Here is a 22,828-nt window from a genome sequence, read left to right on the forward strand (position 1 = left end):
TCTACATCTTCAAAATTTTTTCCGGAAGTGACAGTATATTCTCTGCTTCTTTGATTGCAGCAGCTTTATTTCCTGTTTCCACATAAACACGCACAGAATCTACTATTCTGTTAATCTCTGCTGCCAAACAACAGTCCTGGGATTTTCCGTCACTTTCCATAGACGCCATGTCAAGATACTTTCTTGCCTGTTTATATTTCTTTTCCCCCAGATATCCAACAGCAAGATTTACAAGATACTGCTTTTTATTGTCAATTTTTTTCGAATCCCTTTGTTCCCTCTTTTGACAAAGTTCATATACTTTTCTAAAATATTCTGCCGCTCCTGCAGCGTCTCCCGCGTTATTCAGCAAAGCTCCAATATTGTTATACACCATTCTCATCATCACTTTGTTACCACATTCGCGGGCAAGCTTTAGCGACTTATAATAATAATCCAGGCCCAACAGGTCATCTCCCTGGTTTACATAAATAATAGCAATAATATTATAGGTTTTCATCAGAAGATCCTGATATCCATATTTTTCCTGAACTTTTTTTGCAAGCATCATATTGGCCAGAGCTTTCTGGAACTCGCCCATGGAAAACATGGTATCCCCCATGTACAGACGGGCATATGCTACCTCATAAGCTTCTTCATTGCTGATACCATGCTCCAGAATTTCACTGCAAATATTGTATGCCTTTCTGGGATCTGAAAATCTGTATTCAATTACTTTCTCGCACTTTTTTTCAATTTCTTTATCCATTTTCTTCTCCCTGGAGGGATTCTACGATTACAAAACCATTTTTAGAATTTTTCTTCAAATCATAGAGCGCCTTATCCGCCGCTTCCATAACTGACATAGTCTAGGATCCGCCGATTGCCAGCAGGAATTCATCCCCTGCTACATGCCCATAAGTATCATTATATTCTTTGAAAAAGTCCACATCAATGATCAAAACGGCAAATTTATTCCCCACAGCTTTTGCATCAGAAAATGCCTGAACCATATATTTTCGGATGCCCCGTCGGTTCAGCACGCCTGTAAGCTCATCATATTCGCTTCTTTTATACAGAGCATTCCGCCACGCTTCCATATTGACCCGTTTGCTGGATTCTTCCTGAAGTTCGATTCGTTTCCGCAGGCGCTTCACAACCGTTTCTCTGGATGCCGCCTTAAATTTCATATATTATCCCTGTCCGTCAACATTTTCCAGACAATTTCTTTGCACAAAAACAGTCCAAAAGTGATTGCCAGGCACTTCGTAAACTCCAGGCAAATCCTGCCCGGGCAATCTTTATACATGTAAAAGCAGTTGAAGAGAGGTCACAGGTATCGTATAATTATTTGCATCACCAAAGACACATAAGGCCATTAAAAAAATGATTTTTCAAACAGGCTCGATTCAGGAGAATACTATGAAATACAAATTTGCAGCCGCCGATATGGACGGCACTTTATTAAATGATTCTAATGAGATCACTCCACATACAGTCAAAATCATCCGCCAGGCAGTGGATAAAGGGCTGATTTTTTCCATCTGTACAGGCCGTCCCATTCAGGGCGTATCCCGCTACCAGAAGCAGCTTGGCATTCAGGGGCCTGTGATCACCTACAACGGCGCTATGATCCTGGATTCTGCAACAGAAAAAATCCTCTACCGCCAGGAGCTTGCATCCGATGACGCCCGCAAAATCCTGGAAGCAGGCATCCGCTATGACACTACCATGTGCATCTGGTCTGATAACAAATTATACGGAAACCAGTTAAATGACCGCATCCACGAATACAGCCAGGCAACCAAAGTAACGCCTCTTCCCATTCCCTCCATAGAACAGCTTCTCTCCCAAGGCATTACCAAAATCCTGTGGTATGATGATGTGGAGAAAATTCAGCAAATAGAAAAAGAGCTGCGCAGTGCAGCCCATTTCCAGAATGTTACTTTTTGCACTTCCAAGCCTTTTTACCTGGAATTTTTCAACAGCAAGGTGTCCAAAGCCGCTGCCATTGACAGGATTGGAGAACTCTACGGCTTTTCCCCTGCCGAAACCATTGCCATTGGCGACGGTTTCAACGACCTCCCCATGATCCGCTACGCTGCCCTGGGCGCGGCCATGTCCAACGCCCCAGACGGGGTAAAGCAGTATGCAGACTATGTTGCAAAGCATACGAATAATGAAGACGGAGTGGCTGAGGTTCTGGAAAAGTTTGTTCTATAAGGTTCTCAAAAGCAAAACAGAGCGGTCATAACGCACCGCTCTGTTTTGCTTTTTGTTTAATCTTAAACTTCCATATTCTTATTTAAATAATGGTTTCATTGTCGGATACAGCTGTCTGAATTTCTGGTATCTTTCCTCATATTTGGCAGCCAGTTCCGGAGTTGGTTCTACGGTATCTACTACTTTGGCAAGTTTTTTGCCTGCTGTCTCAACATCCGGGAAAACGCCGCAGCCTACTGCTGCAAGCATAGCGCCGCCAAGGGACGGTCCCTCTTCCACTTCCAGGACATCCACCTTAATGTTCATCACATTTGCGATAATCTTTTTCCAGAGAGGGCTCTTTGCTCCGCCGCCGCAGATCTTGGTACGCTCGATCTTGATGCCAAGGCTCTTGGCAACCTCAAGGGAATCACGAAGTGCAAACGCAACCCCCTCCAGAACAGCCTGTGTCATATCTGCTCTTGAAGTGTCCATGGACATTCCGAAAAATACGCCTCTTGCATCCGGGTCATTGTGAGGAGAACGCTCTCCCATCAGGTATGGAAGGAAGTAAACATGGTTCTCTCCAAGCTTTGTGATCGGTGCCTGCTCTGCTGCGAAATCCTTGGTTCCAAGAATCTCCTCAGCCCACCATTTGTTGCAGGAAGCAGCGCTGAGCATGCATCCCATAAGGTGATAGCTTCCGTCTGCATGGCAGAAGGAATGAAGGGCATTGTTCTCGTCTACGCCAAAATTCTTGCTGGAAATAAATACAGTTCCAGATGTTCCAAGAGAAATGTTGCACTGGCCATCGCCAACCGTTCCGGTTCCAACAGCTGCTGCCGCATTGTCACCTGCTCCTGCGATTACTTTCACATTCTCGGAGAAACCAAGCTCTTTCGCAACCTCTGGCTTCAGGGTTCCCACAACCTCCCAGCTCTCGTAAACCTTCGGAAGCTGCTCTTCCTTCACGCCGCAGATCTCCAGCATTTCCTTAGACCAGCAGCGGTTCTTCACATCAAGAAGCAGCATACCGGATGCATCAGAAACATCTGTGCAGAAGGATCCGCTTAAGCGGTAAGCAAGATAATCCTTCGGAAGCATGATCTTTACAACCTTCGCAAATTTCTCCGGCTCATTTTTCTTCATCCACAGGATCTTCGGAGCAGTAAAACCGGCAAACGCAATGTTGGCAGTGTACTGGGAAAGCTTATCCTTGCCGATCACATTGTTCAGATAATCAGTCTCCTCAGAGGTACGCCCGTCATTCCAGAGAATTGCAGGACGGATTACCTGGTCCTGATCGTCCAGAGTTACCAGGCCATGCATCTGACCGCCAAAGCTGATTCCAGCAACCTGTGAGCGGTCGATTCCCTCAGTCAGTTCCTTCATTCCCGCCATGCTCTGGGTGTACCAGTCTTCCGGATTCTGCTCAGACCAGCCCGGATGGGGGAAAAATAAGGGATACTCTTTGGAAACAATATTACAGATTTTTCCGGATTCTTCCATAAGAAGAAGCTTCACTGCGGAAGTACCAAGGTCAACACCGATAAAATACATTTTGTCCTCCTTACCAAAACAGCCGTACCGCATAAAGTGGTACGGCCGTTTTTATACGCCTATAAATTATTAACGTTACTTAATTAGCCCCATGGATTCTCAGTTGGATATCTTACACCAGCCGGCTGGTTGTAACCGATCTTCTTCACATCAAGTCCAAGGAATTTCACTACTTCATAGAATGCTTTTCCGTAGTGTCCAAACATAACTGCGCCATGATGCGGGAAGTTGCCCTCGATGAGAACGTGACGGTAGAATCTTCCCATCTCCTTGATTGCGAAAATACCGATACCGCCGAAGGATCTTGTAGGTACATCAAGGACTTCACCTTCTGCAACATAGGAAACCAGTTCTCCTTCAGAGTTGCACTGCAGACGATAGAATGTAATATCAGATGCAGCGATATCTCCCTCAAGAGTTCCTCTTGTAAAGTCTGGCTCAGATCCTGCCGGCTCAAGAAGTCTGTGCTGGATCAGCTGATATTTAACTGCTCTGGACTCGCACATCTTGCATGCCGGAGTATTTCCGCAATGGAAGCCCATGAATGTATCTGTCAGCTTGTAATCATATCTTCCCTTGATGTCCTCATCATAAATGTACTGCGGAACAGAGTTGTTGATGTCAAGGAGTGTAACAGCATCCTGAGAAATGCAAAGTCCGATGTACTCGCTGAGTGCTCCGTAAATATCAACCTCACAGGATACCGGAATTCCTCTGGAAGCAAGACGGCTGTTTACATAGCAAGGCTCAAATCCGAACTGTGACGGGAATGCAGGCCAGCATTTGTCAGCGAATGCAACGTATTTTCTTGCACCCTTGTGAGCCTCTGCCCAGTCAAGAAGAGTCAGCTCAAACTGTGCCATTCTCTCGCTAAGGTCAGCATAGTATCTGCCTTCGCCCATCTCTTTTGCCATATCTGCGCAAACTTCCGGGATACGAGGATCGTTCTCATGCTCTTTGTAAGCAACCAGGAGGTCAAGCTCAGAGTTCTCTTCGATCTCAACACCCAGCTCATAAAGTCCCTTGATCGGTGCGTTGCATGCGAAGAAGTCCTGCGGACGCGGTCCAAAGGTAATGATCTTCAGATTGCGAACACCGATGACAGCACGTGCAACTGGTACGAAGTCTGCGATCATCTTCGCAATGTCATCAGCTCTTCCTACCGGATATTCCGGAATATAAGCCTCAAGATGACGCATCTTTAAGTTGTAGGAGCAGTTCAGCATACCGCAGTAAGCATCACCACGTCCGTTGATCATGTCGCCGTCGCCTTCAGCAGCTGCTACATACATGCAAGGTCCGTCAAATCTCTCTGCAATCAGAGTCTCAGGAGTCTCTGGTCCGAAGTTTCCAAGGAAAACAACCAGTGCGTTGCACTCTGCCTTGTTTACATCCTCAAGAGCCTTCTCCATGTCCTTCTCATTCTCAACAGTTACTGGACATTCATAAAGCTCTCCTTTGTAAGCTTCCATGATAGCTGCGCGTCTCTTCTCGGAAAGCTCGATTGGGAAACAGTCACGGCTTACTGCGATTAATCCAAGTTTTACTACTGGTATATTATTCATAATAGGTATTCCTCCATATTTAAATTTTCTTATTATTTGACTGCTATAATTAATTTGAAAAACTTAGTCGATTGTGATGTTCTCACCTTTCAGGCCATTGAATGCGCCTTCGATCTTCGCATCCTCATGGGCGATCAGCCATTTGTTCTTGGCTGTCATCAGGCTGTCCTCTCCGGTCTTCTCAGTTGGGAAAGTAAGCTCTGTGTTGGTTCCCTTCGGCAGTACAACAACGCACTGGAAACCGCCTTCGTTCACATGGCATGGTGCATAGTGAAGTGTGGTTGCGTAAACTTCAATTCCGGTTCCTGCAGGTACCAGGAATGCCTCGATCTTAGATGTGTCATATGTATGATCCGGCTCGATGTCCTGCTGATGTCCAATCAGAAGAACCAGGTCTGTTACTGCCACATTGATCTCGGAATTGCGGTGATACTCCACTGCATTTAATTTCTTGTTATGTCCGTTGCAGTATCCGATCTGGATAGGCAGTCCGCCGTATCCCTTGTTCTGCAGGTCTTTCATAACATCCAGTGCTTCCAGCTCCTCCACAGACGGAACGTAGATTACGTCCTCCGGAACCGGTGTGTGTTTCATTTCTTTAATAAGGCTTGTAAAGTCGTATCCCTCCAGCACCTGTCCGTATTTACGGAATGCCGGATCTGTTACTTTCTGAATCTTCACGTTTAACCTCCTTTTGCCTGACCTCAGGCTCTTTTTTAAGCTGAAAAAAGCATACCATATCCTGGCATGCTTTTCGACGGATTTCTTGTCTTATCTATAGCACTTTTTTGACCTTTTGTTATCAGCGAATGACTGCAAGCTTTTGTCTTAGCTCGCTTGGAAGATCCCCATACTTTTTCTGGAATTCCCGGGAAAATGCCCTGCTGCTTGCAAATCCGTTGTCCAGGGCAATCTGGCTGATGGTTTTCTCTGTGTTACTCAGCTCCCTGTAGGCGTAGGACATGCGGATTTCCTGCAAATACGCCTTAAAATTGATTTTCGCATACTTTTTGAACATTCGCGACAAATAGGCATCGGAATATCCAAAAAGGGCAGCCATGTCAGAGAGCTTCATTTCTTCTGTATAATGCTCCCGCATATAACTGGTAATTTTTGACAAAGCATCCAGACGGCGGCTGTCCTGGATTTCCTCCTGGGCGGCTTCTGTCTCACGGTAATCCCGTACCATAAGATACAAAATATTGTAATACAGCGCCATGGTCCGGTACTCCCAGCCCTCTTCCTTTGCCCGGTATGCCTTGTACAGCTCTTCTATGAAAAAGGCCAGCTTCCGGTTATCCGGTGCCTTGTTTTTCCGGTCCTTGGCTACACGGGCAGCGCTTGTGAAACGGATGAAGCGCTGTGCCGTAAAATATTTCTCAAACTGCTTCAGAGGAATCTGCAATACCACAGTTTCGTTTTTGCCTGGCGCATGGATGGAATGAATCTCATTGGAATTAATAATAATCAGTCCGCCCGCCTCCAGCGGATATTCCTCATCATTCAGGAAAAACGTCAGCCCGCCTTTCAGCACTGCAAAAATCTCAATGGATGTATGCCAGTGCTTCTCTCTCTCATAATTGCCATGTCCGCCCTCAAATAAAAATATTTTAAATGGCAGTCCCTCATTAGGTATGATCAGTTCATGCTGAAATTCCATGGTTCACCTCCCGCAGTTGTTTTTCTAAAATACGATCGTTTTTCAACAGTATTGTGTAAACTACTTCTACATGTAAGAATATCATTTTACAGAAGTTTTTACAATCCCGTTCCCTTTTTCCATTTATATAAATATGTTGCTGTTTACTCTCTTGTATTTCCATACTCAAACGCTTATAATATTTCTAAAAATGGATTTTATTACTTTATTTTCCTGGGAGGTTTATTATGAAATTTATATATCCTGCAGTTTTTAAGAAAACCGAAGACGGCCGCTACAAGGGAACTTTCCCCGACCTGGAGGGCTGCTTCGGAGAAGGTGACACCTTAGACGAAGCCATCGAAAATGCCAACGCCGCTGCTTTCGACTGGATCTCAGTAGAGCTTTCCGAAGAAGTCCCGGAACTCCCGCCCATTACCGACCCTGACGACATGGAACTGGAAGAGGGCGATGTAGTGCGGAATATTCAGGTGAATATACGGTTGTATGAAGGATGGGATGAATAGAATTCTTCTCATTCCAGCTACGGCAACTGAATTCGTGTAAAATATACTGCAAAGTGGGGCGTGCAAATTGCGGAAATGATTTTGGTTGCACGCTCTAAATCAATGAATATTTCGTAAAAGAATCCCCCGGAGCACCATATGTCTCCGGGGGATTCCTTTATATAAAAATTTATTTAATTTTCCTCATACTGATTGGATTTCCAGATTACGCTGACCAGCCTTGCGATGCAGGCTTTCAGATCCTCCAGCTTCAGAGTCCCTGCTTCCAGTTCCTTTTTCATATTGTCATGGTCGCCAAAGCAGCCTGGCATAACCAGGTCGTTTCCGGCGCGCATGCAGCCAGAAGCTGTACAGCTGTCATCACGTTCAGTTGTTGTCCAGTCGGTCATGATGGCACCGCCAAAGCCCCACTCATTTCTTGCCACCTCTGTGCAAAGATCATAATTGTTGGCAGCGTGAACGCCGTTGATCAGATTATAACTTGTCATAATGGAAAGAGGCTGAGATTCTTTCACTGCAAGCTCAAAGCCCTTCAGGTAAAGCTCACGGATGGTTCTCTCAGAAACAATGCTGTCAGAGCCCATACGATTGTCTTCCTGGTTGTTACATGCAAAATGCTTGATGGTAGTTCCGCATCCATAGTTGGACTGTACGCCATTTGTCATGGCAGCTGCAATGGTACCTGCTACATACGGATCCTCGGAATAGTACTCAAAGCTTCTTCCACAAAGAGGATTTCTGTGGATATTCATTCCAGGAGCAAGCCATAAGGTAACTCCGAAATGCTCCATCTCTTTTCCAATCATAGCGCCCACTTTTTCAATCAGGGCTGTATTCCAGGTCTGTGCCAGCATGGTTCCCACTGGAATTGCCGTACAGTACTGGTAGTATCTGTCGCCAGGAAGCTCAGTAGGACCATTGTAGAAAAGTCCGCCTTCCAGACTGAATTCAAATGGCATGGAAATGATCTTTCCTTCATTTACATTGTAATATTTCATAAGGCGAAGGCCAGCCGGGCCATCTGCAAGAACAATACTTGCCAGACCTTTGTCAATAGCACATCTATGTGTCTCACCTGCGGAGCCTGGTACGGAAATTCCGGCTGCTCCCAGGTTTCCACCCTGTGCTTTTCCAGGATCACCGGCAGCCAGATTAATAAGCTCTTCAACAGAAAGAGTATTTACAAATTCCATTGCCTCAGGTGCAGCCAATTCACTGTTCTTACGGTATACAATTTCCTTTGTCTTAAACTCAGCTGCTTTCAGTTCCAGAACCGGAAGCTGCTTTGACCTGGCAAGCGCAGCCTGTACAGCTTCACGTTTACAGGTTGCACCTGCTGGCTGCTCTAATTCTTTTAATGCATCCTTTAGCGGAAAAAGATTCTTCACTTTTTCCAGAACTGCATCCTGATCCAGCTGCAGCCCGAATGTCAAATTGGCACTTTCCAGGCTGTTTCCAAGAAAGATTCCATAAAATCCTTTTTCCAGAACCCATGCTGCTTTTTTCTCATCATAGGATGTTAAGCATTCTGCCGGGATTTCCAGCGTGATGCTCTGTGCCTCTCCTGGCTGTAACAGTTCTGTTTTTGCATATGCGATCAGACGATGTGCTTCTTTTTCCATGGAGCCACCAGGTAAGGAAGCATATGCCTGTACAACTTCCTTTCCAGCAACAGCACCAGTATTCTTTACAGACATGGAAACCTTCAGAAGATTTGTCTGTTCTTTTTTAATTGACGCATTCTGAATTTCAAATGTGGTATAGGAAAGTCCGTATCCAAAGCCATAGCGAACCGGAATTCCAAATGTATGAAAATAGCGATATCCTACATAAAGCCCTTCCTCATAGAACTCCTTTTCCACATTACCGTTATTGTGGGAAAAAGTAGCCGCGCTTGGATAATCCTCATATTTATATGCCCAGGAATCCACCAGCTTTCCAGATGGATTTACCTTGCCGGAAATGACATCTGCGAAAGCATTTCCTCCTTCCATTCCAGGCTGTACAATGACCAGAAGTGCTTTGATATTGGAAAATTCATCCATAAAGGAAAGGTCCACCTGTCCGCCTGCATTGATAACAATAATAACATTTTTGTAATATTGGCAAAGATCTGCCAGCATCTGGTGCTCGTCATCCTTCAGATAATAATCTCCTTTATCTGCATTGCGGTCTGCGCCTTCTCCGGCAACACGGCTCAGTACATAGATTGCAGTGTCTGTGCTTTCATCAGCTTCCGGTACCTTTACAGGATCACCAGTTGGCATAATAAAGGGTGTTGTACTGTAAACCGTAAAAAAGTCCATCACATCACCGCCAGTCTGGCTGGCTCTTGCATTAATATCATTTTTCCAGTCCTGACGGGCTTTCTCATAAATCTGATCGTAGCTGCTGATCCAGTCTTCATTGGTGATTTGGTAACCTGCATTTTTCAGCCCCTGCCAGATAGAAATGTTCTCACGCTCATTTACATCACCGGAGCCAGTTCCACCCTTGATTGTTCTGCCTGCGCCTGCACCATAAACAGCAACTGCACTTCCCGGTTTCAGAGGCAGTATCTGGTCTTCATTTTTCAGAAGAACAATTCCCTCATCTGCTGCTTCTCTTGCTATCTGGCGATGTTCATTCTCCCATGACGCAGCTTCCGGGTTAGTTGTTCCTGAAAAAGTTCTTTCTTTTAAAACACGTGTCATAATTATTTCCTCCTCAGGCAAAATATTTTCTCAAAAGATAAGTCGGGGTACAGCTCCACGCATGGCAGTAGCTGTTAACAATACTGCTTCCATAAGGAGACTCTGCCGGATTTTCCGGATTATAAAGCTCCCAGAAGGTGTCTGCTCCGTGGCTGATCATTCCACCCCAGTAATATTTCATATAGTCAAGAGCCTGCTCTTTTTTCCCGCAAAGAAGAAGTGCTTCTACATAATGATGATTCATATACGGGGAAACCATACCTTTTTCCGGCTTCATGTCTGTTACTTTTTCAAGAATCTGTGCGCCGTCTTCTTTGTCTACTGCACCAGCAAGTACCATCCAAACCTGGCTTGCATAATTAATCTGTCTGTTCGGTCCACTTACAAACAGTCCGGCTTCAGAATCCAGAAGATATTTTTTTGCTGCTTCTGTTTTGGCTTTTTCTTCCTTTGCAAGCTCTGCTGCTTTTTCGGTATCCCCAAGGATTTCAGCAATTTCACGTACCTTTTTCGCACAATAAATATATACGCCCTGCATCGCAGCCTGCTTGTCCAGGCCATCAGTCCAGTCGATAAATGCCCAGAAGCCTTCGCCGCAGATCAGAAGATCTTTCTCGTCAAACTGTTTTCCTGCAAGCTCCATCTGGCGGTAAGCACATTTGCTCAGGTCACGAAGAGTCTCCATGTCACCGGAAGCCTTATAGTAATCAAGAAGTGCGGCTCCGTAGAACATAGAGTAGTCCAGAAGGAAGGTATCATCCACAATAAATTTCGGCTCTGTAAACAGGCAGGCGCTTACCATTCCGTCATCTCTTGTCTGGCCTGCAAACAGGTAAAGACATCTTTTTACCAGGTCATAGTTTTTAAATGTATCATAATTTGCCAGTGCCTGAAGTCTCAGGTCTCCCAGCCACAGTCTGCGGTCACGTTTCGGGCCGTCTTCAAATACAGACTGCATGCAGTTCATTAAAGTACGCAGGCTGACCTTGTCCAGTGTACGGATCATTTCGTCATCACTCTTGATAGGCTTTACCTGATCCATGTTTACAGAAGAAACACTGACACAGGTTACATCCTCCACAACCATCTGCCATTTCAGGGAAGTATCGATTGCCTCGATTTCCAGATAGCGGAAAGCATAGCGTCTTGGCAGCTTCAGTTCTGCTGGCAGCACATCAATATGAATAAATTCTTCCTGGATCCATCCGCGGCTGATCCATCCGTCATAGTCTGCGGAATCCTCCGTCATCTCTTTTGCAATCTCTCCGAATTTCAGACGGAAAAATGCAGGTGAGTCCTGCGGGCTTCCTACAGAAGCAAGCTTCAGAGTTACATATCCAACCTGGTGATCTCCAAAGTCCAGGCACAGCTTATCTCCTTTGGCAAGATGGTAGCTGGAAAGATTTTCAATGGAGTCTTTGACAACTACATCTGGATATATGTTTTCTGTTTTTACAACATCCACGATAGAAACTGGCTTTACAACGGTCTCCTGAAGCTTCGGTGCGCAGGCCTCTGCTTTTTTTACAAAATCATCGTTGGTTACACGAACCATATTTAAATCAATGCTTACTTCTGGCATAATTCTTTTCTCCTTTCGGTACTCTTCCTTCGATGGGTTTACTTTACCTCTTTTTTAGGTGTTTTCCAATTGTTTTTTTTGAGATGAAATACTGACCTTTTTTACGAATTTTACAACAAAAAAGCAGCAACTCCATGCTCACATGAAATCACTGCTTTAACTCATAGCTTTTTAGTCAGATAACTTGATAATAACGGTGTCCTTATAGATTGCAATTGATCCGTAATCCGGATAACAGGGCATATTTTTTACATAAGGATCTTTTCTCAGTTCTTTTACCTGGTCATTGTCAACAAGGTTTGGTACATATCCCATGTAATGCCAGAACCAGGATTTTCTGGAATAATAGTTTACAAGCGGTTTTTCTTCTGTAACTCCGTTGCCTCCATAGTGGAATTTATTGGAGTCCTTCCACTGATTATGAAAGGTCTCATCCGATACTTTTCCAATAAACGCCCAGCTAAGAGAGGTATTAAAGCCTTCCGTCATTCGTACCTGTGTCAGCATGGAGCTTAAATATGCTTTGGTTTGTTCTGTATTGTAATACATTGCCATATAATTTCCATTGGACAGCCAGACATATTGAACCGTGACCAGAATCAGAAGTGCTGCTACGCTGTTTCGTCCATACAGATACAGCTTTCGGCGGGAAAGCTTATTGATTTTCACATCTGCGTTTTGAACGATCAGATCCATAACCATAACCGGCACCAGAAAAATGAAAACAGAGCCATATACCATCATGGTATAGATTTCGCTCTCAGAGCACATAATGGTGATGCCGTTTACTGCCAATGGAAAAATCATGCACAGCAAAATACATTCTAAAATCAGGCTCACTCTGGCTTTCTTTGCCCAAAGTAGATAAACAATCCCCACAAATGAAATTATTGCAAGAATCACAATTGCGATTCTGACAACAACTGTAGATGAAATTCCATAATAATCAATGAATGGCATCTTTACGATATCTCCCACCGCACGCTTCAGAAGTCCCGGAAGACTGCGTAAAGAAATATTTCCCATATTATTAATTCCCTGATAATCAGACAATTCGGCGCCGTGTTTTGCCAAATTCCATTTCATACAGCCATAATATGCTGCAAATCCCAGAATCATAGTAAAAAGATCAAGAACTCCTCTGCAAAGTACCGTAAGCCATCTGGATTTACCCGACAGAACCTCTTTTAACAGCAAAATAACAAACAAACTTGCAGTCATTGGCAGATAGGCCTGATAGATTCCAAGGGATACTGCAAGGCAAAGAGTTCCGCCGACGAGACCGATCCAATGGTATTTTCTGGCCACCCAGACGGCCAGGACTGCTAAAAATGCTGCGAGGGAATTATATTCTACCACATACATAAAGAACATGGAACTGGTAACAACAGGAAAGCTGATAAAAATTCCTGCAAATACACAGCAAAGCGGTACAGACTGAATATTCAGTACATCGATGATCAGGCAGACACTCACGGATAAAAGAAAAATGGCAATCAGCCCGTTCACCATAGGAATATTATAGTTCACGCCGTACTTTATATGAAGCTGGGACAATAACTCAATTACCCACCTTCCTGATGTAACACCTGTTCCAACACCCACTGGTGTCTGTGAGATATTATCGTAATTCTGCAGTACATTGGTAAGTGCAAATAAATGTGCCGCAAGACCTACGAAAATACTTGTGAAGAATGTGTATTTAAAGCGTTTTTCTGTAAGTTTCATTGATACCCCCTTATTTTTATAAATAGCACTTTACTTATACTGTTATTGTGCACATTCTGTAAAAAATGTCAAGCCATACAAACATAACAGAACAAAGTTCAGGCGGCATTCTTTTCTCAACGCAGCAAACGCCCCGGAATGATTTCAGGGGCGCATGGGATTATGGCAATAATCGGTTTTCGTCTGGCAATTATGCTTCTTGAACAAATTCCGCAAATGCTTCTCGCACCTTCTGCTCATCATCTGTATCTGCGTTAAGCACCAGCGGCTGGCTCAGGTCCAGGCTGAAAATTCCCATGATGGACTTGGCGTCCACATAATATTTTCCGCTCTGCAGATCCATGTCGCAGTCAAATTTGCTGCAGATTTTGTTAAATTTATCGGCATCCTGCATGGACACGATTTTCACGTTTAATTTTACCATCTTCTAATGTCTCCTTTCAGGGATTATGCTGCTCTTCTTTCATCTAATTCCTTGATGATCTGCGGGTAAATTTTATCAAGGTTATAGAACATCATGGTGATAATTGTTGCAATGTTCATCACGATGGGAACCCAAATGTACATGGTTGTGATGTAGCTCTGTGCAGTTGCAGACTGTACGGAAAGAACTGCGTCAAATCCGCCGAACTGAAGCAGTGCTGCACCAATACTGCTGGCAATTGCCATGCCCACTTTTCCAATAAATCCGTTTACTGCGGAAAGAGTTCCCGCTGTATTTACACCGCTCTTCCACTCGCCATAGTCAACCGGGTCAGGCTGCATTGCAAAGTGCATGCTTCCTTTCAGACCGTATCCGGCTGCTGCGACCACTGCACCGCCGATCAGCACCGGAACATTGGTACCCCCAAAGAAGATGATGAGAAGACCGCCTGCATGTACCATGCTTCCCCGATCATCAGGTTTCTCTTGCTTGTAAGCTTTACAAGGAATGGAGCCAGAAGGTTGGTTACAATTGGCACCAGTGTTGTAATGGTGGCAACGATCTGAACCATGCTGGTGTTCTGTACTACATAGGTAAAATAGTAAATAACTGCACTTGCCTGAATTACATATCCGCCGAAAAACCATACAATGTTCAGCGCAAATAATTTCCACGGGCCATTGTGAAGCAGACAGGAAATGTTTGCTTTCAGGCTAACTTTTTCCGCCTGTACCATAACACGTTCTTTTGTGTTAAAGAAGCAGAAGAAAAATACCAGGCAGCCGATCACACCGAAGATGATCATAACAATACGGAAACCAAGGGCTTCATTTCCATTTCCAAATTTATCTACAAGAGTTAAGGCAAAAGCACTTACAACCGTAGAACCAACAGAGGAGAAGAAGGTTCTGCAGGAAGCAAGAACGGTTCTCTCATGCGGGTTTTCACTAAGCGCCGGAAGAATGGATGCCATTGGAATGTTGACAATTGTGTAGGATGTTGACAGTAAAATATAGGTTACGTATGCGTAGATCAGCATTCCAGTCTGTCCTATATCCGGTACAGAGAAAGCAAGGACTGCTGTTACGCCAAAGGGAATTGCTCCAAACAGGATCCAGGGTCTTGATTTTCCCCATCTGGTATTGGTCTTGTCAATGAGATAGCCAACGATCAGATCGGACACACCGTCAATAAATTTGGTTACCAGGAACATAATGCTGACTGCCCCTGCATTTAAATGCATTACATTTGTGTAAAAATACAGCAGATACAGGGAAATCATCTGCCAGATCAGATTACATGCAAAATCAGAGGAACCATAGCCGATTCTCTGACGCCAAAGTCCGATTTTTACTTTTTTTTCCACTTCGTTCATTTTCATTACCTCCGTCTTTTATGGTTTTACTTTACCCTTTTTTACAGGTTTCTCCAATTGTGATTTTTTTTGCGAAATACTGATTTTTTTTATGATTTTTTTTCGGGAAAATATAATCTTTTTTCTATTACAGCTTCGGTCAACTATCACTTTTCTTATAAAATCAGATATGGTATACTCAGCTTATCTATAGACAACGCAATGAGGATCGTACTATGAAATTAACCAGAAGTGAATTTCAGAATTACATACATTCTTACGAACAGGATGAGATTTTTTACCGTGATCTCTATTTTGCAGAGAAAGAGCATCCAGAGACGTTTCGAGAATACTGCCAGAATCTGGACAGGGAAATGATCGCCCAGCGCAAGCTTTATGTTCCTGCCCTTCGCAAGGAAGGGTGGCTCCCTTATCTGAATGAAGGAACTTTATTCCAGGATTTTACAGGGGATATTATGCTTTCCAAGCACTACCGCTACACTCCAGCCTTTGCCCATGAGCATGAATTTTTTGAAATTATGTGCATTTATGACGGCACGGTAAAGACCACCATCCAGGGGATTCCGCATACTTTGCAGCAGGGAGATGTGTGCATTATCCCTCCTCACACCAGACACAGCGTGAGTATTTTTGATGACAGCATTGCCATCAATATTCTGGTGCGGACTTCCGCTTTCCAGTCCACCTTTTTCCAGACACTGACTGCAGACAGCGCACTGTCCCAGTTTTTTACCCATGTGCTCTATCACAAAACAGAGGGGAATTTTCTGATTTTCCACACTGGAAATGATAAAATTGTTATGAAATCTGTGGAGAAGCTTTTTATAGAATATCTTGGCCATGAGAAATACAGCTATACTTTTCTCAACTCCATGCTGATCTTATTCTGGGCCAAGCTTCTTCGCTACCACGAAAATGATATTGAATCCATCCTCACAAAGGAGACTACTGGCAGTTCCATGACTGAAATTCTGAACTACCTGAACCAGAATTTCCAGATTGCATCGCTTAGCGACACTGCTGCGCATTTTGGCTACAGTTCCTCTCATTTCAGCAAATTAATAAAGGAAGGTACCGGGCGTACCTTCCTTCAGATCATACGTGATATTAAACTAAACCAGGCCTGCCGCGCCCTCCGGGAAACCACACTGAGCATTCCATCCATCTGCAAGCTTGTGGGGTATGAAACAACGGAGCATTTCATGCGCACTTTTAAGAAAGCGTATGGGATGACACCGGGGGAATATCGGAAAACTTCCAGTTCGCTTTTGGAAAAATGACTGGTTCAGTTCTCATGCATCAGTTTTCCCAACACGTATTCGTCCTGGTTTTACTTTCCAAGCAACTGCTGAAGTTCTTTGATTTTCTGATGAGCTTCTTCTAATTGCTGCTCTTTAGATTGAAGTGCTTCTTGCTTCATGCTTACCTCCGCACTTAACGAATTAGTCGCCTCTTGCATCTGGTCTACCATGTACTGCACGGTGTTTCGGTCAAGTATTTTAAGTTCTGCTGAATACATTTCCATCATCCTTTCCACATTCTGGCAAATGTAATATAAATGCTCGTACATGACTTTGAACTTCGGGTACTCTGTAATCAGGCTGATCATCAGCTCCGGCGAGTCTGAGCTTAGAAATACAAGCCATGCTTCAAGCAGGTTCCTTATACCGTTATTGTGCACAGTCTGCGAAAAAATGTCAAGTGGTATAAACACATAATTCTGGAGTAAATTCATCTCAAGTCCTGTGTTGGATTTCTGGCAAAAATAATGGGTATATACATCTGGATATTTGTGGAACTGTACCGGGCTTTTTTCAAAAAGCACTATGGTATAGACACCTTTTATACTGCCGTAAAAGTAAATCTGCTGAATAATAGGAAAATACTGTTTCAGCTTATTTTCCATAAAGTCTCTCCTGTCTTTTCACAAGGCATTGATGCGCATCAAATGTAGTCCGTTTGTTTCGAGAAATATTCGCTTCGAAATGAAGCAAAGAAAATTCTTTTAAAAGAAATGCTCTTATAAGATAGAAAAAGTTTATCACAGAACAGGAGTAAAACAAAGAAAAATCGTTCGACAAAATTCGGCATAAAATTCCGACCGGGAGAAGGTGAGGAAAACAAACGAAAACCTTGAATCGTCCCATTTAGTGCCATAGAAAATTCAAGGTTTTCGTTGGTTTACATGATAATATTATGCATCAAAAGCTTATGCGTAATCCTGCTTTTTCACCGCAGCCGCAACAGACAGGCCAGGATTGCAGTAGGGGATCAGGGTTGCCTGGAGGGCGTGGTAGATGTCGGATTTGCCGGGCCAGACGGTTGTCAGAAGATGGTTCTGGCGGTCAAGCTGATGGAACCAGGAGCCGTTTACATGATCCAGAACCTTTTCATCCAGATATGCCATAAACTCAGCGTAATCTGCTGTGTATTTTTCTTTTCCGGTTACACGGTACAGAACTGCAGACGTATTAATGGCTTCAGCCAGGGTCCAGTGCATTCTGTCGTGGACGATAGGGTTGCCGTCCCAGTCAGTAGTGTAAACGATTCCCGGTGCGCCGTCTGCGTTCCAGCCGTCTGCGATCGCACGGTTATAAAGTTCCTCCGCTGCCTGAATATATGGAGCGGCACCAGTCTTGTCCTCTTTGTATGTAGAAAGAGCCCACTGGGTAATCAGTCTCGCCCATTCAATTCCGTGGCCAGGAGTGGCTCCGTATGGCTTGAACTGATCGTCAGGACGGTCTTTGTTGCATTCCAGATCCGGCTCCCAGTTGCTGTAAAAATGCTCTGGAATCCGCCAGCTGTTATTCTTCGCCCAGCTGATCACATGGTCAATAATTCTGCCTGCGCGGACGCGGTATTTCTCATCACCGATTGCATCTGCCGCTGCAAGAAATGCCTCAACGGTGTGCATATTTGCGTTTACTCCGCGATAGGGATCCAGTTCCGTAAATTCTGTATTCCAGGTATCGCAGGAAAGTCCCTCTTCCTCATTCCAGAAGCGAAGATCATAAACCTTAAGGGCATCTTCCAGAAGCTCTTTTGCTCCCTCTCTGCCTGCAAGAATGCCTGATGTGGCAGCCAGAATTACAAATGCATGTGCATAGCACTGCTTGGTAGGAACAATCTCTCCGTCCTTGGTAAGGCCTGCGTACCAGCCGCCGTTTTTGTCATCGTGAAGTTCCCCGCGGATTCCCTTCAGTGCCGCGTCAACCAGAGCTTCGCTACCCTCATGTCCCAGCATGGAGCCAATGCTGTACACATGGGTCATACGGCATGTGATCCATGTTTCGCGGTTTCTGTCTTTCCATGGAGTTCCGTCATCCCCCAGGTAATAGGAGCTTCCTCCTGGTGATGGAAACTGATGTCCGAACTTCAGCAGATCCTCTCTGATTTCTTTCATAAATGCCTGGTTTTCTTCGGTTCCAAACTGGTATTTTTTCTCTGTAACGTCCATTTTTTATTCTCCTTTATGAACTAAAATATTGTCCCAAAACCTACTTATACACAAAGGTATCACTATCTCTGGTACCATCTTACTCTATCTTCCAGTCTTTGAAAAGAGGGGGAATTTTTTGTTTTCCGGGGGATTTTTACGCACTAAAAAACCTCCCTCCCAGGCATTTCGCGGTACGCCGGGACGGAGGTTTCCTTATGCTCTTATTTTATATTCTTCAATATACTTATGTTCTTTATAAAACAATTAGCAGATTGCTTTTCCAAGCTCGATGCATGCAGCCTGAGCTTCATCATCCGGATCCTCGTTGCAGATCACGCTGTCAATAGCAAGTGCAACGCCATCGTTCTGGCATTTCTCTTCCCAGCTGCGCATCCACTCGCCGTCTCCCCAGCCATAGGAACCAAAAAGTGCTACTTTTTTGCCTGCAAGCTTTGCCTCACATGCTTCAAATACTGGCTGGAATACGGAATCCTCAAGCTCCTCATCTCCCATTGCAGGGCATCCGAAAGCTACGCCATCAAAACCACTGATATCTGTTCCGTCAAAATCGTCAGCGCTGATTACTTCTACTTCTGCTCCAGCAGCCTTAGCACCCTCTGCTACTTTATTTGCCATTGCCTCTGTATTACCGGTTCCGCTCCAATATACAACTGCTACTTTACTCATGACTTCATTCTACCTCTTTCTTCTTAATAATTTTGTTGCCAGCCCCCGAAAACTTTCTTGTATTCATTTCCCATCGCCGACTCTTTATGTATGTTAAGCAGCCACTGTCAGCTGCAGAACACTCCTGCCTTTTTCCCATAAATTCCGGTAAACTTCCCGGCATTTATGATACTTCTGAAACATTTTCAATGCTTCACATTCATTGCAGTAAACTTTCCAGCAGCCGGAACATTTATAATTCTGTCCGCCGTTCTGGATAAAACCAATCACATCTCCAAGTGGATAATCAAGAAAAATCCCAATCTCATGAGGAAAGCCCTGTGCTGCTTCAAAGCGCTTTCTCAAAAGTGCAAGGCACTGATCCGGCTCCCCGTTTTGGTAACCATATTTTTTCAGAAATCTGGCTACGCCCGGGCGCTTCAGATTCTCTGCCAGCCTTTTTTCACGGTATACGTAGATTAGTGCGTGATTCTTCCATTTGCGAAGAGCCATCAGCTTTACTCCTTTTGGATTCATCATCTGGTTCCAGATGACAAGCTGAAGATCAATATTTTCTCCCTCTTCACAGCACGCATTAAAAAGGTTTGCAGCTTTCAGGGAAGCAAGAGTTGGAGCACAATGCTCAATGAGACATTTCTCGATCATGACGGCCTCCTTATGCCATTACACAGTGCTCATCAAGAGCGCATTTTAAAGCACTTGCGCTGCTGGTATGAACACGTGCTACCGGGATGTTATTTTTCTTAGCTTCCTGGGAAGCACTGATGACCATTTTATGAGACACGGTGTTGGTAAAAAGCACCATCAGATCCGGACATCCAATCTTCTTGCGGATTGCGCCGTTCTCCTTTGGAAAAACTTTTGCTTTATAGCCATAATCTTTGCAGATATCCGTGTACTGACACACCATTCTCTCGTTGCCGCCAATAATTACAATACTCATGTGAACTGTCCTTTCCGGGTTTTTAAGCATTTATGATAAGCATTTCCAATTACAGGATTCTTATTCCCTTTATGTTTCTTATCTCTTATTTTCGTTAGCTTATTCTAACCCTTTCTTAAAAAAATTAGAAGTTTTCACTTCTATCTCTATATTTTACGGTTACACTCATGTATTCGCCACAGGATATCCTGCGGGTTTCAGGTTTATACGCTTTAGTTAGCAAGTGCTAACTTTCATGATGTTAGTTTAACCTAATCCTTTACTGCTGTCAAGCAGCAAAATAAAAAAAGAGAGCTAATGAAAAATAGTCTCATTAACTCTCTAATAGGTCCTAACTAAACCAGTTGAGCGACATCCTGCAAAAAGATCAGATGTCTTCTGTCACCAGATTCTTCATGCTGTTCATACCGATCAGCAGTGTAGAGGTATTGTGAAGCAGTGCGGATGTAGTCGGCTGCAGGATTCCGGCAACGCCAAGCAGAATCAGACCTGTGTTAAATCCTACGATAGTTCTGTAGTTATTATGAATACGCTTCATCAGTGCATCACTGATATTCTTCAGAACTACGATGCCTTCCAGGTTGTCTGCACCGATGGTAATATCTGCGATTTCTCTTGCAATTTCAGCACCTTCGCTTACCGCAATACCTGCATCAGCTGCGGAAAGTGCAGGAGAATCGTTGATTCCATCACCAAGCATCACAACCTTACGGCCTTTTGCCTTCTCTTTTTCTACAAAGCTTGCCTTATCCTCAGGAAGAACCTCAGAATAATACTCGTCAACGCCAACTTTTGCAGCAACAGCTTTGGCTGTACGCTCACTGTCTCCGGTCATCATAACAACCTTGGTAAAGCCGGCTTTTTTCAGTGCTTTTACCACAGCCGGTGCTTCCTCACGAAGAGGATCCTCGATGCAGATGACTGCAGCAAGACTGCCTTCAATTGCAAGATACAGATGGGAATACTCATTTGGCAGATTCTTAAACTGCTCTTCCATGCCTTCCGGAATGGTGCACTTCTCATCTTCAAATACAAAGTGGGAGCTTCCGATAATGACCTTCTTGCCCTCGATGGTTGTAGAAATACCATGCGCTACAATATATTCTACTTTGGAGTGCATTTCCTCATGGTCCAGCTTTCTCTCTTTCGCCGCATCTACAACAGCTTTTGCCATAGAGTGAGGGAAATGTTCCTCCAGGCAGGCTGCAATTCGAAGAAGCTCATCCTCGCTCTTTCCATCAAATGAAACCACCTTCGCTACAGTAGGCTCTGCCTTTGTAAGAGTACCAGTCTTGTCAAATACGATGGTATCTGCGTCAGCGATTGCCTCCAGGAACTTACCGCCCTTAACAGTGATCTTATATTCTCCGGCCTCGCGGATCGCGGAAAGTACGGAAACCGGCATCGCCAGCTTCAGTGCACAGGAAAAGTCAACCATCAGTACGGAAACTGCCTTGGTTACATTTCTAGTAAGAAGATAAGTTAAAGCAGTGCCGCCAAGTGTGTACGGAACCAGTCTGTCTGCCAGGTGCTCTGCCTTGCTCTCAAGACCGGATTTCAGCTTCTCAGTATCTTCGATCATCGCTGCAATCTTCTCATAACGGCTTGCTCCGCCTACTGCTTTTACAGTAAGGACAGCTTCGCCCTCTTCTACTACAGTACCTGCGTATACGGAATTTCCTTCCACTTTTCTTACCGGAACGGATTCGCCAGTGAGAGAGGCCTGATTGACCATTGCCTCGCCTTCTGCGATCACACCATCAAATGGGATCACATTTCCCATATGTACCACAACCATGTCGCCAGTCTGGATCTTGTCTGCGTCCACAAGAACCTCTGTGCCTTCGCTGCGCAGCCATACCTTGCCTGTATTCAGGGACATAGTGCGTGCAAGGTCATCCACAGATTTCTTGTGTGTCCACTCCTCAAGCAGTTCGCCGATTCCAAGCAGGAACATAACAGAACCTGCAGTGGAGAAGTCGCCGCGGAAAATGGATACGCCAATGGCTGTTGCATCCAGTACCGGAACTTCGATTTTCCGTTTCCAGAGGGTCTTAATTCCAAGCCAGATGTATTTCACTGACATTGCAGTGGTGTAAATTGCAGACCATGGATACGGCAGAAGAAGCTTTCTTCCATAATGGAAAAGAATCTTATCTACCAGTTTCTCCTTGTATGTCTCATTTAATGCTCTTCCGGAATTCTCCAGAACCTGTACCGGAACAGAAACTCTTGTGTATCCAAATGCCTGAATGGATTTCAAAAGCTCATTTCTGTCTCCTGTATAATAAATCAATGCGTCACAGGTACGGTTAAATACCTGTGCTTTCTTTACACCGGACAGATTCTCCAGATAATACTGAAGGGTGTCTGCCTGATTGTAATTCATATATTTCTGAAAAAGATGGACCCTGATACGTCCTTTCTTCTCATGTTTAATCGTAAATTTCAATATGTTCACCTACTTTTCAAAGCAAGAGGACTG

Annotated in this window: 18 protein-coding genes and 4 pseudogenes; 4 read left to right on the forward strand and 18 right to left on the reverse strand. The window is 44.3% G+C overall.

Going from position 1 to position 22,828, the window contains the following annotated elements; genetic code table 11:
* Position 1 precedes the first annotated feature (1 nt).
* A complete protein-coding gene (locus OCV70_RS04995) occupies positions 2–748 on the reverse strand; it encodes a tetratricopeptide repeat protein (RefSeq protein WP_262579316.1) in 747 nt (248 codons plus the stop codon).
* 100 nt (positions 749–848) lie between these two features.
* Positions 849–1,169 (reverse strand): GGDEF domain-containing protein, encoded by a 321-nt coding sequence (locus tag OCV70_RS05000; protein ID WP_262579318.1) that lies wholly within the window; start codon positions 1,167–1,169, stop codon positions 849–851.
* A 232-nt stretch (positions 1,170–1,401) separates the two neighbouring features.
* Here OCV70_RS05000 and OCV70_RS05005 point away from each other — a divergent pair, with 232 nt between their 5' ends.
* Positions 1,402–2,202: a Cof-type HAD-IIB family hydrolase gene (locus OCV70_RS05005; RefSeq protein ID WP_178105330.1), complete on the forward strand. Its 801-nt coding sequence runs from the start codon at positions 1,402–1,404 to the stop codon at positions 2,200–2,202.
* Positions 2,203–2,280: 78 nt separating this feature from the next.
* Here the strand turns inward: OCV70_RS05005 and xylB are convergent, their stop codons facing one another.
* The 4 genes from xylB to OCV70_RS05025 all read right to left on the reverse strand — a co-directional run bounded on the left by xylB (position 2,281) and on the right by OCV70_RS05025 (position 6,966).
* Positions 2,281–3,741: a xylulokinase gene (gene xylB, locus OCV70_RS05010; RefSeq protein WP_021926358.1), complete on the reverse strand. Its 1,461-nt coding sequence runs from the start codon at positions 3,739–3,741 to the stop codon at positions 2,281–2,283.
* Between the two features lie 83 nt (positions 3,742–3,824).
* Positions 3,825–5,306, reverse strand: coding sequence for an L-fucose/L-arabinose isomerase family protein (locus tag OCV70_RS05015; RefSeq protein WP_117853106.1), 1,482 nt, complete (start codon positions 5,304–5,306; stop codon positions 3,825–3,827).
* A 63-nt stretch (positions 5,307–5,369) separates the two neighbouring features.
* Positions 5,370–5,987, reverse strand: coding sequence for a DUF4867 family protein (locus tag OCV70_RS05020; protein ID WP_262579321.1), 618 nt, complete (start codon positions 5,985–5,987; stop codon positions 5,370–5,372).
* Between the two features lie 121 nt (positions 5,988–6,108).
* Positions 6,109–6,966 carry an AraC family transcriptional regulator gene (locus OCV70_RS05025; protein ID WP_186901920.1) on the reverse strand — a complete coding sequence of 286 codons (858 nt, stop codon included), beginning with the start codon at positions 6,964–6,966 and terminating at the stop codon, positions 6,109–6,111.
* Positions 6,967–7,193: 227 nt separating this feature from the next.
* On the opposite strand from OCV70_RS05025, the pseudogene OCV70_RS05030 reads away from it, so the two are divergent.
* Positions 7,194–7,412 (forward strand): annotated as a pseudogene (locus OCV70_RS05030) (type II toxin-antitoxin system HicB family antitoxin); the annotation flags it as partial.
* Here OCV70_RS05030 and OCV70_RS20090 read toward each other — a convergent pair.
* Positions 7,341–7,544, reverse strand: a pseudogene (locus OCV70_RS20090) (DUF6783 domain-containing protein); the annotation flags it as partial. The pseudogenes OCV70_RS05030 and OCV70_RS20090 sit on opposite strands and share 72 nt — an antisense overlap.
* On the opposite strand from OCV70_RS20090, the pseudogene OCV70_RS20095 reads away from it, so the two are divergent.
* A pseudogene (locus OCV70_RS20095) lies at positions 7,515–7,589 on the forward strand (DUF6783 domain-containing protein); the annotation flags it as partial. The pseudogenes OCV70_RS20090 and OCV70_RS20095 overlap by 30 nt on opposite strands.
* Positions 7,590–7,645: 56 nt before the next feature.
* On the opposite strand, the gene OCV70_RS05035 reads toward OCV70_RS20095, so the two are convergent.
* From OCV70_RS05035 to OCV70_RS05055, 5 genes and pseudogenes are all read right to left on the reverse strand, one after another.
* The gene (locus tag OCV70_RS05035; RefSeq protein ID WP_262579322.1) at positions 7,646–10,165 is read right to left on the reverse strand and encodes a glycoside hydrolase family 3 protein; all 2,520 of its coding nucleotides are present in this window, start codon (positions 10,163–10,165) and stop codon (positions 7,646–7,648) included.
* Positions 10,166–10,178: 13 nt separating this feature from the next.
* The gene (locus OCV70_RS05040) at positions 10,179–11,747 is read right to left on the reverse strand and encodes an alpha-L-rhamnosidase-related protein (RefSeq protein ID WP_262579323.1); all 1,569 of its coding nucleotides are present in this window, start codon (positions 11,745–11,747) and stop codon (positions 10,179–10,181) included.
* 171 nt (positions 11,748–11,918) lie between these two features.
* Entirely contained in the window at positions 11,919–13,475 is a 1,557-nt protein-coding gene (locus tag OCV70_RS05045) for a glucosyltransferase domain-containing protein (RefSeq protein WP_021926351.1), read from the reverse strand.
* A 190-nt stretch (positions 13,476–13,665) separates the two neighbouring features.
* Positions 13,666–13,899, reverse strand: a complete 234-nt coding sequence (locus OCV70_RS05050; protein ID WP_021926350.1) for an HPr family phosphocarrier protein — start codon at positions 13,897–13,899, stop codon at positions 13,666–13,668.
* Between the two features lie 23 nt (positions 13,900–13,922).
* A pseudogene (locus OCV70_RS05055) lies at positions 13,923–15,280 on the reverse strand (MFS transporter).
* A gap of 209 nt (positions 15,281–15,489) precedes the next feature.
* On the opposite strand from OCV70_RS05055, the gene OCV70_RS05060 reads away from it, so the two are divergent.
* A complete protein-coding gene (locus tag OCV70_RS05060; protein WP_117853097.1) occupies positions 15,490–16,554 on the forward strand; it encodes an AraC family transcriptional regulator in 1,065 nt (354 codons plus the stop codon).
* Between the two features lie 50 nt (positions 16,555–16,604).
* Here the strand turns inward: OCV70_RS05060 and OCV70_RS05065 are convergent, their stop codons facing one another.
* The 6 genes from OCV70_RS05065 to OCV70_RS05090 all read right to left on the reverse strand — a co-directional run bounded on the left by OCV70_RS05065 (position 16,605) and on the right by OCV70_RS05090 (position 22,795).
* Positions 16,605–17,180 (reverse strand): coiled-coil domain-containing protein, encoded by a 576-nt coding sequence (locus OCV70_RS05065; RefSeq protein WP_262579324.1) that lies wholly within the window; start codon positions 17,178–17,180, stop codon positions 16,605–16,607.
* 303 nt (positions 17,181–17,483) lie between these two features.
* Positions 17,484–18,731: an AGE family epimerase/isomerase gene (locus OCV70_RS05070; RefSeq protein ID WP_262579326.1), complete on the reverse strand. Its 1,248-nt coding sequence runs from the start codon at positions 18,729–18,731 to the stop codon at positions 17,484–17,486.
* A gap of 246 nt (positions 18,732–18,977) precedes the next feature.
* A complete protein-coding gene (locus tag OCV70_RS05075; RefSeq protein ID WP_173765112.1) occupies positions 18,978–19,400 on the reverse strand; it encodes a flavodoxin in 423 nt (140 codons plus the stop codon).
* A gap of 93 nt (positions 19,401–19,493) precedes the next feature.
* Complete coding sequence (locus OCV70_RS05080; protein WP_021926342.1) at positions 19,494–20,045, reverse strand: DUF3793 family protein; 552 nt, start codon at positions 20,043–20,045, stop codon at positions 19,494–19,496.
* Between the two features lie 10 nt (positions 20,046–20,055).
* Entirely contained in the window at positions 20,056–20,343 is a 288-nt protein-coding gene (locus OCV70_RS05085; RefSeq protein ID WP_021926341.1) for a DUF2325 domain-containing protein, read from the reverse strand.
* 367 nt (positions 20,344–20,710) lie between these two features.
* On the reverse strand, positions 20,711–22,795 hold the full coding sequence (locus OCV70_RS05090) for a heavy metal translocating P-type ATPase (RefSeq protein ID WP_117853089.1): 2,085 nt from the start codon (positions 22,793–22,795) through the stop codon (positions 20,711–20,713).
* Positions 22,796–22,828: the final 33 nt, after the last annotated feature.

The organism is Blautia acetigignens (assembly GCF_025566865.1).
In the GTDB taxonomy this organism is placed as follows: Bacteria; Bacillota; Clostridia; order Lachnospirales; family Lachnospiraceae; genus Blautia_A; species Blautia_A acetigignens.